Source organism: Providencia sp. PROV033 (genome assembly GCF_028484855.1).
GTDB classification, from domain to species: Bacteria; Pseudomonadota; Gammaproteobacteria; order Enterobacterales; family Enterobacteriaceae; genus Providencia; species Providencia alcalifaciens.
Map to the genome: position 1 here is coordinate 1 of NZ_JAMPSW010000083.1, position 16,755 is coordinate 16,755.

A 16,755-nucleotide genomic window follows, 5' to 3' on the forward strand; every position below is an offset into this window, starting at 1 on the left:
AAAATTATTATATTAACCTTTTAGCTCTCTAGCACATTGTTGTAAATGTTTAAAAGAAGCAAAACGGGTTTCATGATGTAATTTAAATTGTTTATTTGCTTGATAGGTTAGGTCAATATTAGCGAATTGAGCCATGGCTTGTGCAACATTCTCACAAACGCCTCCAGCAACAGCGCCTAGAATTGCAGAGCCTAATAATACAGGTTCACTCGCTTGTGTAGAAATCACGGGAACTCCACAGGCATCGGCAAGTAGCTGACGGATTAATGGATGTTGACCCGCACCGCCACTAATTGCGATATTTTGGATTTTTGCGCCTGACTGGGCTTGAGCTTCAATAATCTGTCGCAAGCCATAGCCAATACTACAGACACCTGCGGTATAGAAGGCGAGTAAATTATCAAAACTATTATCCATCGTTAAACCCGCAATGATTGCTTTTGCATGTGGGTCTGCAAAGGGGGCTCGATTGCCTAAAAATTCAGGAACAATATGAATGCCTTCCGCTAATTCAACGGCTTGAGATGGGCTGTTGGACTTCTCTAACACCTTATCCGCTAGCATTACGGGTAATGGCTTACCTTGCTCTTTAGCCATTGCTTTGGCTTGCGCTGCCATTGGGTGTAGTGAGAGAAGTTGGTCAATGGCGGCACCAGCAGCACTCTGTCCACCTTCATTGAGCCACATACCCGGTACCATTGCGGAATAATATGGACCCCAAACGCCGGGAATAAAAACCGGCTCTTGCGTTGTCGTCATCGTGCATGAGGATGTACCGAAAACATAGGCCATATTAGCGGTGGCATCACCATTTACTCCGACGGTGCCAATGCCACCTGCATGAGCATCAATCATTCCTGCGGCAACGGGGGTTCCGATTAATAATCCCATTTCTTCAGCGGCTTGCGCGGTTAAACCATGACCATTTGGTGTACCTGGTTCAACAATATCCTGACCGATCCGAGCAAAATTTTCATCAGCGAGTTCAGTGAGACCAATTTGGCGGAAATAGTCAGCATCCCAGCGCTGTTCATGGGCAAGATAGGTCCATTTACACGTCACCGTACACGTGGAACGCGCTAAAGAACCAGTTGATTTCCAGGTAAGGAAATCTGCCAAATCAAAAAATTGCCACGCGTCATCATAAGTTTGGGGGCGATTTTCTTTCAGCCAAAGAATTTTTGGAGTTTCCATTTCTGGCGAAATCTTACCACCGACATAGTTTAAGACAGGATGCTGTAAACTATTGATGCGCTCGGCTTGCTCGGTCGCTCGATGGTCCATCCAAACAATAATATTGCGCTCCGGATCTTCACTTGGGCTGACTGAAATAGGTTGCTGGTTTTTATCTAAAACAACCAGAGAACAGGTCGCATCAAATCCAATTCCTGCGACCCGTCTCGCATCCATTTTGGCTTCCGCCATAGCTTGTTTCACACAATAGCAAACCGCCATCCAAATTTCGTTGCTGGATTGTTCCGCAAAGTTAGCGCTATCACGGTAGAGGGTAATATCGTGTTTAGCGGAAGCGAGCATGTTACCGCACATATCAAAAATACCTGCTCGCGCACTTCCTGTACCGACATCAATCCCAATGACGACGTCGTCATTTTTGTTTTGCGTAGGGCTGTTCATGTGTCCTCCCACAATGTGTGTTGTTATCGGTAAAATTAGAGGTCAACGCTGTTAGGAAGAATGACCAGATCACGGATGGTGACATTTTTTGGGCGAGTTAACATGAATAAAACGGCTTCAGCGACTTCAATCGGTTGCATTAAGCTGCCATTGGCTAATGCTTCTTCCATTTTTTCTTTTGGCCAATCATCGAGTAACGCCGTCACGACTGGACCCGGTAATACGGCTCCCACACGAACACCATATTGAGAAACTTGGCGGCGAGTCGAATGAACAAAGGCTTGAACTGCAAATTTAGAGGCCGTGTAAATCGGCTCCCAGATAACGGGTACCATACCTGCGATTGAGCTAGTAAACAGAACGTCCCCTGATTTTTGTTCAATAAAGTGAGGCAGAACAGCGCGAACACTACGAAATGCAGCATTGATATTGAGGTTTAACACTTTATCCCAAACATCGGGATCCCCTTCAGCAACAGGACCGCCAATATAAGCCCCTGCGTTTGCATGGAAAATATCTAAGCGACCCGCTTTTGCTAAAATAGCATCTAACATGCCATCTACTTGTTCAGGTTTCATTAAATCAACGACTAGCGGGATTGCATTGTCACCTAATTCAGCAACTAACTGATTTAATCGTTCTTCTGCTCGGTCAATTAAAACGACTTTTGCGCCAGCTTTAAGTAGGGTACGTGCGCACTCAAGTCCAATACCAGAAGCCGCACCTGTAATTGCGGCAACTTTGTTTTCTAATGAGATAGCCATGATGTTCACTCCGGATAAGTTAGTTAATCAATAGAGATGTAGGTTGAATATTAGAAATTATTTAATTTTAGTCAGTTACGAGGGAATTTGGCGGTGTGTATTCATTGAGTGAGAATGCAGGCAAAACGCCATATCAACTCGATTCTAGGTTAATTTCGATGTAAGCTCAATCGATAGAGCAGTATTGCGACTTTTACGCTTTGGTGTCAAGCTAGGAAAAAATGGAGGCATGAATTTGTGAGCAAGATCAGACAAAATAAGAAAACGACGATCTATGACCTTGCAGAGTTGGCAGGGGTTTCAGCCAGTGCCGTTAGCGCAGTATTGAATGGAAATTGGCAAAAAAGACGTATTAGCGCGAAATTGGCTGAAAAAATTATACGCTTAGCAGAAGAGCAAAATTATTCAGTTAATAAACAAGCGAGTTTATTACGTAGTAATAAATCGAAAATTATTGGGATGTTGGTGCCCAAATACGATAACCGTTATTTTGGTTCGATTGTGGAACATTTTGAAGAAATGGCCCGTGAGCGGGGTTTGTTTCCTATTATTACGTGTACACGAAGGGACCCCCAGTTAGAGTTGGAAGCCGCAAAGGCCATGTTGTCTTATCAAGTGGATTGGTTAATCTCTACAGGGGCTACAGATCCCGATAAAATTACGCAAATTTGTCATGCATCTGGCGTTCCGACATTAAATTTAGACTTACCCGGTACACTGGCACCTTCGGTTATTTCAGATAACTACCATGGTGCAAAGCAACTGACGCTCAATATCTTACGAAAAAGGCAGCAAAAAGTAGCCTCATCGGAGTCGTTAGTCTTTGTGGGAGGGCGAAAAGATGAACATAATACTCTCGAACGAATTCGAGGATTTATTGATGCTCATAACGCATTAAATATTGATGTGCCTTCCCACCATATTTTGACGTGTGGTTATGCGCCTGAAAAAGCGGAGCGAGCGTTGTCTGCGTATTTCTCACATCAACAATCTATTGATAACACTAAAAAAATAGCACTGTGCGGATTATTCGTTAACTCAACCATTTCATTAGAAGGTGTGATGAGATGGTTAATACAAGAGGGTTATACGGAGAAGCATCAACCGCTAATGGGATGTTTTGACTGGGATCCATTTGTTGCACTGCTAGGTCATGATATTGATATGGTTAAACAGGATGTTCCTGCCATGTTAGCGCACGTTTTCCAATTGATAGAATCAGGGGAAAGTCAGCCTAAACTGATCGAAGTGATGCCAATCACGGTAGGAAAAATAGCATAAAATAAAGTCAGGCTTAAAGTGGATATTAAGCCTGACGAAGATATTATTGAGTGTTTTTATTCAAGGTATCTAATCGCAGCTGATGGCGTTGATTATAAAATTTCACATAGGTTAAATAGCCAGCAAGAATGGTAGAAAGACTGGCTGTCGCTAATAGCATGAAGGTTACCATAATTTGGTATTTAACTGCCTGCAAAGGGTCAACCCCTGCAAAAATTAGCCCTGACATCATACCCGGTAGACTAACAATCCCAACCGTTTTGGCTGAATCCACAGTAGGGATTAATGATGCTCGAATACTTTCACGAATAATGGATGCTGAAGCAATTTTCGGCGTTGCTCCGAGGCTCAGCATTTCTTGAATTTGTTGCTGTTGAGTGTTAAATCGTTGTCCCAAGTTATTGAAGCAAAGACCAACGGCTATCATGGCGTTTCCTGCAATCATGCCAGTAATTGGGATCACTTGCATTGGAGTGAAGGCGATAGCTTCAGTAATAATCAATACCAACAAGGTTAAAAATGTGCCTGAGGTAATGGCAATTAATGCGGTGATAAATAATTTGTCGAGGTATTTGCTGCGTTTTTTTGCATTCCATGCAGCGTTAAAGCAGATAAATAACACTAATAAAACAGTGAGTGCTTTATGATCAATATGGAATATATATGTGAGGATATATCCGGCAATTAAAAGCTGAACAATAGCTCGGAAAGTACTCCAAATAATATCTTTTTCGAGAGAAAGCTTTTCTTTGTGGCTAATAAAAATTGCCACTAAGACTAACATGATAGAGAAAGCGAGCGACTCATTAGAAATAGTAGGTTGATGCACGGTTAATTCCTATTTTTCGCTATGATGTACGGGAAGAGTAATAATATCGTCAGCATGGGCGATTTCATCTTGGTCATGAGTGACCCAAAGTATGGCAATATTATTCTTGACCGCTAATTGATGAATTAGCTCATTGACTTTGATTTTATTTTGTTCATCTAAAGCACTGGTAATTTCATCCAGAAGTAAGATTTGCGGCAGAAATTGCAAATTTCGGATCAGCGAAACTCGCTGTTTTTCTCCACCAGAAAGTTCGTTAATTCCTTTTTCTAGGATTGAGTCTGGCAGTGAAAAATAGCTTAAATCATCTAAAATCTTTTTTTTATCAAATGACTGGTTACGAATTTGATATGGAAAAAATAAATTGTCATAGACGGTATTCCCAAATAATGCGGGTGTCTGAGTACAATAGGAGACTTGCTGGCGATACTTTTCTGGCAAAATAGTATTGATGTTTTGCCCAGCAAAGAGGATCTCTCCACAGCTAGGAGGAAGTAAAGAAGAGATAATTTTTAGTAATGTACTTTTCCCACAACCTGAGGGACCCGTGATCAATTTAAATTCGCCAGGGTATAGGTCAATCTGCACATTATCCAAAATTATCTTCTGACCAACCTGAAAACCGATATTTTTGAGCTGTAGTAAGGTGTGTTTTGTTTCCATGTATGACCTAATCCATCTAATTCTATTATCGAGATTATGGATATTATGCGCCAATTTAGGCTAAATAGACACCGCGTTATGTGGAACAGATTGGGTAAATTAGATTTGCATGGCTAAAATAGTTGCCTTATTATTTTTAGTAACGTCTTGTTAGGAGATGGCATTCCTCCTAGTTTAACCGTCCTTTTGTGGACTGATGATGCCTACGTAAACCTATTCATTTGAATGGGCACGTAGGATTATGTGCCCGAATGTAGGGCATAAATGTCTGCGGGAGCTTTTCCTTGCATTTATTCCCATATGACTTGTAAGGAAAGTAGCAATGTACGCATCTCTTATTTCTATTGCTTTGGGCTCAGTGTTAGGTGGCTGGTTAAGATGGCTAATCGGCTTGAAGCTCAATAATTTACATCCTCATATCCCCTTTGGTACGGTATTCGTCAATTTAGTGGGCGGCTTTATTATTGGTTTTGCTGTCTCTTACTTTGCGAGTGCGAATATTAATCCTGCATACAAATTATTTATTGTGACGGGTTTTTGTGGGGCATTTACTACCTTTTCAACGTTTTCGTTGGAAGTGTTGGTGATGCTACAAGAAGGGAAGCTGGTGGTCGCATTTAGTACCATTGCAATACATGTTCTCGGCGCGTTGCTCTTCACTTTATTGGGTATGCTGTGTCATAACATGCTTTCTCAAGGATAATCTACATCGGTGCAGTGATTTATTTCTCATTCATTGGATGTGTTCAATTAATAGCCTATTTGTGGATGCGAATAGGCTATTTTTATCGTTATTTTCAGAAAAAATGAGGAAGGGTGAAATAAAGCAGAATATATTGCCAACGTGGCTAACAATTTGCTTTTATCATGAAAACCTGACAAATAGATAGTGAATGAATAAAAATATATTACTGGGCAACAGAATATAAATTTGGCATTTCCCTTTTCACGAAAAAGAATGAATTATTAGTAAAAGTAACTTTTTTAAAATATCCCATCAAAAACTCAGATTATCACAAAGTGATGTTTCTGTTTTTCAATTATCCAACCTTATATATGACTATGTCACTCGTAATACCCTATTAGTGTATTTCCATCCTTACACTGTAACTTAATCTATACATCCATTTTTTCAGTGATATGATGAATTTGTTGTTTAATTGTAATGGGTTGGATGGATATATATCGTTTGGTTTTAATTTACTCGCCATTTGAATGTCAAAGTTTAATTAAAACCAAATTTTAATTATAAAAAACTACAACAGAAATAAATAAAAATAATAAATACGGGGAAAAGTCATGTCACAAATGTTAGCTCTATTATTAATTGTTGGGATACTGTACATCGGAGATGCCATTGCGGTACGAACAAAAGCTTGGATCCCATCGGTATTTGTGTGCGCAGTATTATTTCTTTTAGGTTATTGGACGTTCTTCCCAAAAGATATTGTTAGCATTGCAGGGATCCCTAAAGTGGTCGCTGTCATGTTGATGTATTTGTTAATTACGAACATGGGCACATTGCTGTCATTGAAAGAACTTTTGCATCAATGGAAAACTATCTTAATTTCGTTATCTGGTATTTTGGGAATTATCGTTTTTATTTATGGCGTAGGTCTCGCTTTATTTGATTTAAATACCGTGTTAGTGGCAATCCCACCATTAGTGGGCGGTATCGTTTCTTCGTTGATCATGTCAAAAGGGGCGGCAGAAGCAGGACTGGTGGATTTATCTGTGTTTGCCATCTTAATTTATGTGATGCAAGGCTTTGCGGGATACCCATTAACGGCAATTATGCTGAAACGTGAAGGGCGCCGAGTGCTTGAGCAATACCGCCGTGGCGCATGGAAAGAGTCTTTGGCCGTTGATGGCGCGGATGATGTTGAAGTAAAAACATTAGCGTCAGAAAGTGCAATGCCTCGATTGTTTAAACGTATTCCAAGTCACTATAACACCAGCTATTTTCAATTTTTACGATTAGTGGTAGTGGGCTATTTAGCGTATTTGGCTTCTACGGTTGCTGCGCCTTATGTCAGTATCAGCCCATTTGTTCTGTGCTTATTATTTGGTGTCATCGCGTCTTCGATGGGCTTTTTGGAGAGGCAACCGTTACAGAAAGCGAACGGTTTTGGTTTCGCTATCATGGCATTGATGCTGTTCATCTTTGATACGTTAAATCACGCGACGCCTGATATGTTGCTGAGATTGGTCTATCCAATGGTGGTGTTGATTGTTGCCGCTGTGGTGGGCATGTTCATCGCATCGTGGATTGTAGGGAAAATTTTAGGGGTATCAAAAGAGATGGCATTTGCGGTTTCATTGACTGCGCTATATGGATTCCCAGCAGATTATATCATTACCAATGAAGCGATAAATGCGCTGACCAAAGATGACAAAGAGCGTCAGATTTTAACCAGTCACATGTTAGGACCGATGCTAGTTGGCGGATTTATCTCTGTCACCATGGTATCTGTGGTATTAGCGGGCATCATGGTAGCTTATATCGTGCCTGTCGCGGCGTAATAACTGAATATAAAAACGCATAATAATAAGGCGTTAAAAAATAAATAAGGACAGAAAATGGTCAATAATAACATTACAGCTTCCATTAAAAAGCACACTGAAGGGATGATAGCTTTTCGACGAGATCTTCACGCTCATCCAGAATTGCCATTCGAGGAAGTGAGAACGACAAAACGAATTGCTGAAGAGCTAGGGAAAATAGGCATCGAATATCGGCTGACTGAACCGACAGGGATTATTGCAGACATTAAGGGCGGCAAGCCTGGAAAAACAGTCGCTTTACGTGCAGATATTGATGCCTTACCTGTGCAAGAGTTGAATAAGGCTCTTGAGTATAAATCGACAAACGAAGGGAAAATGCATGCTTGCGGGCATGACGCACATACGGCGATGCTGTTGACCGCCGCTAAAGCATTGTATGAAGTTCGTGATGAATTAAAAGGAAATATCCGCCTCATTTTTCAACCTGCTGAGGAGATAGCGCAAGGCGCTAAAGCGATGGTGAAACAAGGGGCTGTGGATAATGTCGATAACGTGTTCGGCATGCATATTTGGTCAACGACACCATCCGGAAAAGTGTCATGTAATGTGGGAGGCACTTTTGCTTCTGCGGATTTATTGGTCGTGAAATTTAAAGGGCGCGGGGGGCATGGTTCAATGCCTGAGGCTACCGTTGATGCCGCGATTGTTGCCTCATCATTTGTCATGAATTTGCAAGCTATCGTTTCTCGTGAAACATCATCCTTAGATTCTGCGGTGGTGACTATCGGTAAAATGGATGTTGGGACACGGTTCAATGTTATTGCCGAAAATGCGGTGCTCGATGGTACGGTACGTTGTTTTGATATTGAAACACGTAATCGCATTGAAGCTGCGATTCGCCGTTATGCTGATCATACAGCAGCAATGTATGGTGCAACGGCAGAAGTGGATTATATCTACGGAACACTGCCTGTTATTAATGAGGAGCGTAGTGCATTATTGGCGCAATCGGTGATAGCGGAAGCATTCGGTGAACAGGCTTTAATGGCGGAAAAGCCAACGCCAGGTGGCGAGGATTTTAGCTTTTATATGGAAAATATCCCGGGATGTTTCGCTCTATTAGGTTCGGGTAACCCAGAAAAAGATACTCAATGGGCACATCACCACGGTTGTTTTAACATCGATGAAGACGTCATGGCATCCGGTGCGGAACTTTATGCGCAGTATGCATGGTCTTATTTACAGCAAGATAAATTCTAAGGCTGGGATTGTGTGAGTCTAGTGTTGATATAGTGAATATAACCCGAACGGTAAGCAATATCGTTCGGGTTTTCTTTTTTACTCAATAAACTAGGATCTTTCGGCTTTGATACAAAATACAGAATTATGATGTTGATTACGAATTATGATGAACAAAAATAGCTTCTCTGAGACGTTGTTGTAACTCAAAGCGTTGTTCTTGGGTGAGCTGCTCATCATGAGAAAGCTGCATCAGCATTTCATTCATGTTATGAACGATGTTTTCATCTAGCAGTAATGCCACTTTATTGGCTATATCTTGATAATAATCCACGGTAAATTCTCCTAAGCGTAGCGTTCGTTAATCAATTCTGTTTATCAATCACCATGACGGCCATGGTGTTTGGCTCAAGTGCACGCATGATATGTGGCTCGTCACCACGATAATGAATGTAATCACCGACATTGAGTTCTACGGGATTTTCGAGAGGACCGACTAAGGCTCGTCCTGACATTAAAATAATGTGTTCAGTGACCCCTTGCATATGGGGTGATGAAATACGATCTCGGCCGGGTTGAGCGACAATCGTATAAATATCTCGCTGGGAATTGGCTGGCGCAGAGGAGAGCAGGTATGCCAAATAGTTTGCATGTTCTGCACTAACTGGTGTGCCTTCACCGTGGCGGATCACGGTTACCGCTGCACGCTTTTCCTCAATTAAACGCGAAAATGGAATATCCAAGGCGACACACAGTGCCCATAACGTCTCAATACTGGGATTACCACTGCCCGCTTCAAGTTGGGATAATGTGGACTTAGCTATCCCCGCTTTTCGGGCAAGCTCGGAGAGAGACATCCCACTTTTTTGCCTTTCACAAGCCAAGGATTTTGAAATTAATTCGATTGGGGGCGTGAATAAGGTCAACGTAAACATCCTATTTTAATTGCACTTAGCCTAATGTAACGACATAATGAACGAATGTTTTTTATATCGAACGGTCGTTCTATGCAGAAATCTACATTTCAGTTTTCTATTCTCCATAATAGCACAGTGAAAAACATTGCACTGGTGTGTATTGCGGACCTAATTGTGGGGATATCTTATGGCGCTTTAGCTCACTCACAAGGCTTTGATTGGTGGGTTCCGCTGGTATTGTCTATTTTGGTTTTAGCGGGCGCGTCTGAGTTTTTATTTATTGGTGTTGTTTTTTCTGGGGGAAGTCCGATATCCGCTGCTTTAGCGGGCTTATTGGTCAATTCTCGTCATATTCCATTTAGTTTTGCTGTGAGTGAGCTAGCAGGAAAAGGACCGAAAGCGTTGCTGGGGTACCACATTATGAATGATGAAAGTGTGGTATTTGGTTTGGCGCAAGAAAGTCAGCAAGAGAAAACAGCTGCATTCTGGCTATGTGGGTTAGGTATTTTGATTTGCTGGCCTGTCGGAGTAATTATAGGTGAAATCCTGGGGAGCTTTATCCAAGATACTCATGCCCTTGGGATGGATGCAATGTTTCCTGCCATTATTTTGGCGCTCAGTTTGCCGGCGCTAAAAGATAAACGCCTGAGATTAGCCGCCATAATCGGCGCGGTTATCGCTATGGTAACAACACCAGTGTTACCCGCGGGTATTCCTGTATTACTCGCACTGTTGAGTTTAGTTATCTATATAAGGAAATAATGATGATGGAACATTCATGGTTGATGATGAGTGGGATCCTTATTTTAGCAATTGGCACGTATTTGATGCGTGCATCTGGGGCTTTGCTAAAAGGTCGAGTGAATCTCACTGAGCAAAATAAAGCACTCTTTTCGGCGGCAGCTATTGTCATTTTATTTTCTGTAGCGATGACAGCAACGGTTTTCTCAGGTGATGAACTATCTGATTTTCCTAAAATTATTGGTGTGGCCGTTGCAGGAATACTCACTTGGTAACGTAAGCCATTTATTGTGATTGTGTTATCGGCAGCATTGATGACGGCAGCATTGCGTTGGTTATTTTAAGCAAAAAAAAGCCCCTATGGCATTAGGGGCAAAATTAGGGATATACCTAAACGTTATTGTGTGCAAGTAAGATACTGATTTTTAAATAGCAATACCAAATGGTTGGCATTATCAGTGTAACAGGCACAGCCTATGGTTTAGGGTAATTCATTTGTCACTTTGCTGCGGGTGCTGTAGCCGGTACTGGCATCGGCATCGGCTGTGCAGGCTTGAACTCTGGCACTTCCACGACAGACATCTTCACCATGTAACGTTTGCCATCTTCAATTTTAGGTGTATCGTTCGCCAGTTTTTTGAGGGTTTCGTTTGGTTTAGTGGTTTGCTCTGTCACGCTATACACCATATTATGGTGATTACCACCGTGATGGCGTGGTGATTTATTCATATCAACATTGGCTGCAGCAGCGGCAAAGCCTACAGACATTAAAATAGCAGCGAGTAAACCTTGGTTTAATTTGTTCATTTCTATCTCCTCATTACGTGATGAGAGGATAATTCATCAATTAGGTTTCGCTCGCAATGGCTTTTACCTGCTTTGACTAAAGCTCCATATTTCCTGCATGTTTTATCCTTTCTTTACACATTTTATGGAAAATAATGCCGTTATTTTATGAAAAGAATGACAGCGAAAGAAGAATAAAGATAACCCAGAACATCTCTGGGTCATTGACGGGGTTAGCACGCAATTTGTGGTTGCTGAGGCTCAAGAGGGGGTAAACCATAGGCTGCACGAGCACGATCGCAGGCCTCATTGTGTATGCCGTTATGCCATGATTGTTCGAATTCTCGGCATGGAGTCGGACGCTGCTCATAGATGGAACATGACACACATTCACCTACGTTACCCGTTAGTGCCGTACAACGGGTATTTGGTTTTTGGTTTGTGCCTTGCATGCAGCTCATAAACGGGGTGATTTGCTCTGTCAAATGCTGAGGTACAGAGCCCCCGCCAGCTTCCGCTTCAGCCCAATAAAATGAGACACGAAAGTAGGCGCAACAAGCACCACAGTTGACACAAGGGTTATCTGAAGGATCAGTTTTTAGTATATGAATAATATTGGTCATATAAAAAATCTAACAATGAAGTTGATAGTTCCCGTAGGAAACGGGAGACGCAACACAGGCAGGAAGCCTAAGAAAATGTTGCTCAGCCGCTATTATGTTACGCAGCTCTACGTATTGGCAATATTTTTTAGAGTAAAAGTCCAATATTTGCAATCAGGTCAAAATAAAGTAAAAATTTCAGTGAGTTATAACTATAAAAAAACCTGCCGTTTAACGGGCAGGTTTCAGGGAGTATTCGGTGATAAGGATGATTAAACGTGTTTCAAATCACCGTCATCTTCTTGGTTAAAAATGGATTTGTCCGTTTCGCCCATTAATTGGCTAGTCACGGTACCTGCAGTCATTGAACCACTCACGTTCAGTGCCGTACGACCCATATCAATTAATGGCTCAACTGAAATCAATAACGCGACTAAAGTAACAGGTAAGCCCATCGCTGGCAGTACAATCAGTGCAGCAAACGTTGCACCACCACCCACACCTGCGACACCCGCAGAGCTGATAGTCACAATACCGACTAAAGTCGCGATCCACAGTGGGTCAAATGGATTGATACCCATTGTTGGTGCCACCATAACCGCTAACATGGCAGGGTAGATACCTGCACAACCGTTTTGACCGATAGTTGCACCGAAAGACGCAGAGAAGCTGGCGATCGATTCTGGTACACCAAAGCGGCGAGTTTGCGTTTCAATATTCAGTGGAATACTTGCAGCACTCGAACGGCTAGTAAAGGCGAATGTCAGTACAGGGCCTGCTTTCTTAAAGAATTTAATCGGATTTAAACCGGTTGTCGCAATTAAGACACCGTGAATCACAAACATAATGGCTAATGCCACGTATGATGCAACCACAAAGGTACCTAAATTAATGATGTCAGCTAAATTCGAGCTTGCGACCACTTTGATCATCAGTGCCATCACACCATAAGGCGTTAAGCGCATGACTAAGCGGACTAATTTCATTGCCCAAGCCTGCATCACATCGATAGCCGCTAATGCTTTTTCACCACGTTCTTTATCATCTTTGAACAGTTGCAGTGCCGCTACTCCTAAGAATGCAGCAAAAATAACCACACTAATAATAGATGTTGGGCTTGCACCTGTTAAATCAGCAAACGGGTTTTTCGGGATAAAGGACAGGATCAATTGCGGAACGGTTAAATCCGATACTTTACCAATGTAATTTGTTTCAATGGCCGCTAGACGTGCAGTTTCAGATTGACCTTGGACCAACCCTTCAGCAGTTAAGCCGAACAAGTTAGCAATCAAGATACCGATTAGAGCAGCGATAGCGGTTGTGAACAGCAGTGTGCCAATGGTTAAAAAGCTGATTTTCCCTAAAGAAGATGCCTTATGGAGTCTAGCTACTGCACTCAGAATTGAGGCAAATACCAGAGGCATAATCACCATTTGTAATAGTTGAACATAACCATTACCAACGATATTAAACCAAAGAATGGAGTCTTTTACCGTTTGGTGACCAGAACCATACACCAGGTGCAGTCCCACACCATAAGCAACACCGAATACCAGACCCAGTAAGACTTTTTTGGATAGGCTCCAACCATTCGATCCGAGTTTTGCTAACAGTATTAAAAGTGCTACGAAAACGAGCACATTGATAATCAGGGGAATATTCATTCCGCACTCCAAATTGTAATTATTTTACATAATGATTCTTGTTGTTAATCCTTAATAGGTATAAGGATTTCGTTTCTTCTAACAACTGGTTATATGATATCAGTTGAAGTTAGTCATTACTTATAATCAAAAGTTATAATTTAGGTTGATTTATACTTACAGTATATTACAAAAGTGATGTTTTTGTCGGTAAGTGTATATTTATCTGATTATTAAAATAATTTAGTACGCTTTCTATTTGCTGGAACCAGTCAGCTGGATGCCCTGCGGGTATAAGCACCGCACAGACGGTCAAAAGCACGGCAATAAAGCGTTCTCCGCGTTTACTAGATTTACCGCGTAGAACGGGAAAACAGAAACGTAATGGTAATGGCCATAAAAATGGGACACCGGATGGCGTCAGCATATCGGCAATTAAATGGCTCATATAACCAAGTAAAAACGCTTGGATAAGGTCAGGGGGTAAATCCCAATAATGGGGTAACCATTGATAGCTGGAAATCAGCAAAATTAGCCATGCAATAAGGCTATGCGTAAAGCCTCGATGACCGCAGAGCTTGGATATGGGAATAGAAATAATACGAAAAAGTCGCCCAAGAATGGATGATGGATGGTCGATATCCGGCAATAAGGCACCCAGCAAAACGCCTGGCACCATATGCAACCAATCACCCTGAGCGAACTCTGGCGTAATTTGCAGTTTATGAGCCATTATGAGTGAGGCGACAGAAAAAAGCAGGTGCCCTTCAGCAGTCATGGTGGATAAAATACCATCTGTTTATCTATACAGTAGGCGGGCAGTATAATGGGTTTGAGCGGAATTTGGTAGAGGATGAGAGTTAAAAAAACTCTTATTTATTAGCTAATAACCGTAGATTTTTATACTTTTCAAAATTTCCCCTACGCAAATAATGTAGGGGAAAGAAATCATCACTAATTCATTTAAGATTAACGTAAATTTTCTGGACGTAAATCATTTAATGAAGCGAGTTTGACATCTGCCAAACCCCAGCGTGGGTCATTGAAGTGCTTGTTATCAGGAACCACGATAGAGCGCATTCTTGCGGCTTTTGCTGCAATCATGCCATTAAAAGAATCTTCCAATGAAACGCAGTGAATAGGCTTTGTCGATAATTCTGCTGCGGCTTTTAAATAAACTTCAGGATGGGGTTTGCTTAAAGGCAATTTTGCTGCGGAAACAACCGCAGAAAAATAATGGCGAATATCAAATAAATTCAGTACCTTCTCCAACATGTAATCCGGAGATGCTGATGCTAACGCAATTTTTAAATCCATTGAACGGCATAACTCTAATGCATGTTGGACACCGGGCAACAATGGGCGTTTCTCTTCGACTAAGCCAATGACTCTGTCAATAATACGCTGTTTTGCCTCTTCTAAACTGCAGCCTTGCCAAGGGGATGCGTTATACCAAAGTTCAACAACGTGGTCGATACGCAAACCGAGGGTATCTGGAAGCGTGTGCTTGATGGATAAATCAACCCCTAACTCTGCAAATACTTCATCTTCTCCCTGTTCCCAGAAAGGTTCCGAGTCAATCAGCAAACCATCCATATCAAAGATAACAGATTGGATAGGTAATTTATGATACATAGCAAACTCCATTCATTTAGATACCCATTTGAAAATAGGGTATGGGGGCTGTCGCTGCATTTTAATCACAGTCAATTTAGTGTCTAAAACTATTCTAACAAGCCATGACTTTCGGTTATAGAGATATATGTGCTATCACATGATTTTATTGAAAATTTGAATTTAGCGGGTGATATGAATGCAATTAAATTTTTGAATAATCCGAAACTCAATTTTTAACTATCATTTTTTTATAGAAATTTGGAGCCAGCAAATATTATCGGCTATGATTAGCGTAGAAAAAAACTCTGAGGAATAGTTGTAATGAATTACCACAAGGCAAATTCTCTTGCGATTGGCAAACGTATTTTGGGCTGGATCGTATTTTTTGTAGCATTAATTTCTACGTTAGCATCATTAATTAAACTCGCTGCTCTGAAAGGAATTCAAGGTGAAGGGATCAATGCGGTTGCTAATGATTTTGTGAAATTGATGGCAGAAATGGCTCGACAAAGCACACCATTTTTAAATGTATTTTGGAATAATTCGCCAGTTCCTGAAGTAAGCCAAGGTTTTTCTGGTAGCTGTATCGGATTTTTTGTTATTTTTATTTTTATCTTTGTGGGATTAGCACTAAGCGCATCAGGCTTACGCATGTATCGTCAAATTAAGTTTATTCGTGAAAGCATTGAAGATCATGTCATTCTAGAGAATGCTAAAGGCAGTGAGGTCACAAAAGAAGAATTAGAATCTAAAGTGACCATTCCCCGACACACTATTTTTAAACAGTTCTTTTTGATGTATTTCTGGCCGATAGTCTTAGGGATTGCAATCTATTTTGCATTAAAGCTCCTGAATTGGTAATTCTCCCATCATAATCCTGCGCTGCATCAGGTTTATTCCCGTGCAGCGCATCACTGAGTTTAGATTATTCATCTGCGAGTAAATTATCAATAATATTGCGGGCATGCAGATAGCTTTGCTCATTGCCAAACATATTGGCTTGATTGAGTAAGAAATAGAGTTGATAGATTGGTTGCCTATCTAAGAAACTTGCGGGTAGCGGCCAAACGCTTTGGTAGCCATCAATAATTTGAATAGGAATTTCTTTATACAATGGCAACATGGCGATATCGCATTCCCGATCACCCCAATAACATGCAGGGTCGTAAAGTACGCCATCTATTTGGTTGGTGATGGCACAGTTTGCTGGCCACAAATCACCGTGTAATAAAGAAGGTTGAGGCTGATGCCCGGACAAACGGTGTTTAACAATATCAACCAGTTTTTGAATATCACCAAAAACCATGCCTTTTTCGGACGCTATTTGTAATTGAAGACCAATACGTTTTTCTGCAAAGAATGCATTCCAACGCTTTTCCCATCCATTTGGCTGAACAGTCGTACTGAGCATAGTATCAAAATCAAAACCATAACTTGGTTGCTCTTCCCATTGATGCAGTCGAGCCAATTGTTGTCCAAAATGCCACGCATTGGTGTTATCAAAATGTTTTAATGGGAAATATTCGAGGAGAA

Annotated in this window: 18 protein-coding genes, 1 pseudogene and 1 riboswitch; of the genes and pseudogenes, 7 read left to right on the plus strand and 12 right to left on the minus strand. The window is 41.3% G+C overall.

What is annotated here, in order from left to right; genetic code table 11:
• Positions 1-12 precede the first annotated feature (12 nt).
• Together PSF16_RS13305 and PSF16_RS13310 are read right to left on the minus strand one after the other, a co-directional pair.
• Entirely contained in the window at positions 13-1,635 is a 1,623-nt protein-coding gene (locus PSF16_RS13305; protein ID WP_006661993.1) for an FGGY-family carbohydrate kinase, read from the minus strand.
• Between the two features lie 35 nt (positions 1,636-1,670).
• Positions 1,671-2,399 (minus strand): SDR family oxidoreductase, encoded by a 729-nt coding sequence (locus PSF16_RS13310; protein ID WP_036974720.1) that lies wholly within the window; start codon positions 2,397-2,399, stop codon positions 1,671-1,673.
• Positions 2,400-2,636: 237 nt separating this feature from the next.
• Here PSF16_RS13310 and PSF16_RS13315 point away from each other — a divergent pair, with 237 nt between their 5' ends.
• On the plus strand, positions 2,637-3,680 hold the full coding sequence (locus tag PSF16_RS13315; RefSeq protein ID WP_272689408.1) for a LacI family DNA-binding transcriptional regulator: 1,044 nt from the start codon (positions 2,637-2,639) through the stop codon (positions 3,678-3,680).
• Positions 3,681-3,723: 43 nt separating this feature from the next.
• Here PSF16_RS13315 and fetB read toward each other — a convergent pair whose 3' ends face one another.
• A complete protein-coding gene (fetB, locus tag PSF16_RS13320; protein WP_006661990.1) occupies positions 3,724-4,509 on the minus strand; it encodes an iron efflux ABC transporter permease subunit FetB in 786 nt (261 codons plus the stop codon).
• A gap of 9 nt (positions 4,510-4,518) precedes the next feature.
• The gene (fetA, locus tag PSF16_RS13325) at positions 4,519-5,172 is read right to left on the minus strand and encodes an iron efflux ABC transporter ATP-binding subunit FetA (protein ID WP_036960646.1); all 654 of its coding nucleotides are present in this window, start codon (positions 5,170-5,172) and stop codon (positions 4,519-4,521) included.
• Positions 5,173-5,316: 144 nt separating this feature from the next.
• Positions 5,317-5,385: riboswitch (Fluoride riboswitch) on the plus strand.
• A 109-nt stretch (positions 5,386-5,494) separates the two neighbouring features.
• Here fetA and crcB point away from each other — a divergent pair.
• The 3 genes from crcB (at position 5,495) to PSF16_RS13340 (ending at position 8,937) form a co-directional block, all read left to right on the plus strand.
• On the plus strand, positions 5,495-5,875 hold the full coding sequence (crcB, locus tag PSF16_RS13330) for a fluoride efflux transporter CrcB (RefSeq protein ID WP_006659423.1): 381 nt from the start codon (positions 5,495-5,497) through the stop codon (positions 5,873-5,875).
• A gap of 596 nt (positions 5,876-6,471) precedes the next feature.
• Positions 6,472-7,695, plus strand: coding sequence for a hypothetical protein (locus tag PSF16_RS13335; RefSeq protein WP_272689409.1), 1,224 nt, complete (start codon positions 6,472-6,474; stop codon positions 7,693-7,695).
• 57 nt (positions 7,696-7,752) lie between these two features.
• Positions 7,753-8,937, plus strand: a complete 1,185-nt coding sequence (locus PSF16_RS13340; protein WP_006661988.1) for a M20 family metallopeptidase — start codon at positions 7,753-7,755, stop codon at positions 8,935-8,937.
• 136 nt (positions 8,938-9,073) lie between these two features.
• Here the strand turns inward: PSF16_RS13340 and PSF16_RS13345 are convergent, their stop codons facing one another.
• Positions 9,074-9,250 carry a DUF2526 family protein gene (locus PSF16_RS13345; protein WP_006659427.1) on the minus strand — a complete coding sequence of 59 codons (177 nt, stop codon included), beginning with the start codon at positions 9,248-9,250 and terminating at the stop codon, positions 9,074-9,076.
• 31 nt (positions 9,251-9,281) lie between these two features.
• Positions 9,282-9,851, minus strand: a complete 570-nt coding sequence (locus PSF16_RS13350) for a helix-turn-helix domain-containing protein (protein WP_154633648.1) — start codon at positions 9,849-9,851, stop codon at positions 9,282-9,284.
• 72 nt (positions 9,852-9,923) lie between these two features.
• On the opposite strand from PSF16_RS13350, the gene PSF16_RS13355 reads away from it, so the two are divergent.
• Complete coding sequence (locus PSF16_RS13355) at positions 9,924-10,595, plus strand: AzlC family ABC transporter permease (protein ID WP_006659429.1); 672 nt, start codon at positions 9,924-9,926, stop codon at positions 10,593-10,595.
• A pseudogene (locus PSF16_RS13360) lies at positions 10,595-10,918 on the plus strand (AzlD domain-containing protein). Before PSF16_RS13355 ends, PSF16_RS13360 begins: the two are co-directional and overlap by 1 nt.
• Before the next feature lie 154 nt (positions 10,919-11,072).
• On the opposite strand, the gene PSF16_RS13365 reads toward PSF16_RS13360, so the two are convergent.
• From PSF16_RS13365 to hxpB, 5 genes are all read right to left on the minus strand, one after another.
• Positions 11,073-11,381: a hypothetical protein gene (locus tag PSF16_RS13365; protein WP_154629803.1), complete on the minus strand. Its 309-nt coding sequence runs from the start codon at positions 11,379-11,381 to the stop codon at positions 11,073-11,075.
• A 212-nt stretch (positions 11,382-11,593) separates the two neighbouring features.
• Positions 11,594-11,983: a YkgJ family cysteine cluster protein gene (locus PSF16_RS13370; protein WP_006661985.1), complete on the minus strand. Its 390-nt coding sequence runs from the start codon at positions 11,981-11,983 to the stop codon at positions 11,594-11,596.
• A 251-nt stretch (positions 11,984-12,234) separates the two neighbouring features.
• Positions 12,235-13,626, minus strand: coding sequence for an L-cystine transporter (locus tag PSF16_RS13375; protein WP_006661983.1), 1,392 nt, complete (start codon positions 13,624-13,626; stop codon positions 12,235-12,237).
• A gap of 166 nt (positions 13,627-13,792) precedes the next feature.
• Positions 13,793-14,383, minus strand: coding sequence for a metal-dependent hydrolase (locus PSF16_RS13380; protein ID WP_036960653.1), 591 nt, complete (start codon positions 14,381-14,383; stop codon positions 13,793-13,795).
• A 191-nt stretch (positions 14,384-14,574) separates the two neighbouring features.
• Positions 14,575-15,240: a hexitol phosphatase HxpB gene (gene hxpB / locus PSF16_RS13385; protein ID WP_006661981.1), complete on the minus strand. Its 666-nt coding sequence runs from the start codon at positions 15,238-15,240 to the stop codon at positions 14,575-14,577.
• Positions 15,241-15,543: 303 nt separating this feature from the next.
• Here hxpB and PSF16_RS13390 point away from each other — a divergent pair, with 303 nt between their 5' ends.
• The gene (locus tag PSF16_RS13390; RefSeq protein ID WP_006661980.1) at positions 15,544-16,083 is read left to right on the plus strand and encodes a YniB family protein; all 540 of its coding nucleotides are present in this window, start codon (positions 15,544-15,546) and stop codon (positions 16,081-16,083) included.
• Positions 16,084-16,147: 64 nt separating this feature from the next.
• Here PSF16_RS13390 and PSF16_RS13395 read toward each other — a convergent pair.
• Positions 16,148-16,755 (minus strand): fructosamine kinase family protein (locus tag PSF16_RS13395; RefSeq protein ID WP_272689410.1); only part of this gene is annotated, 608 nt, incomplete at its 5' end.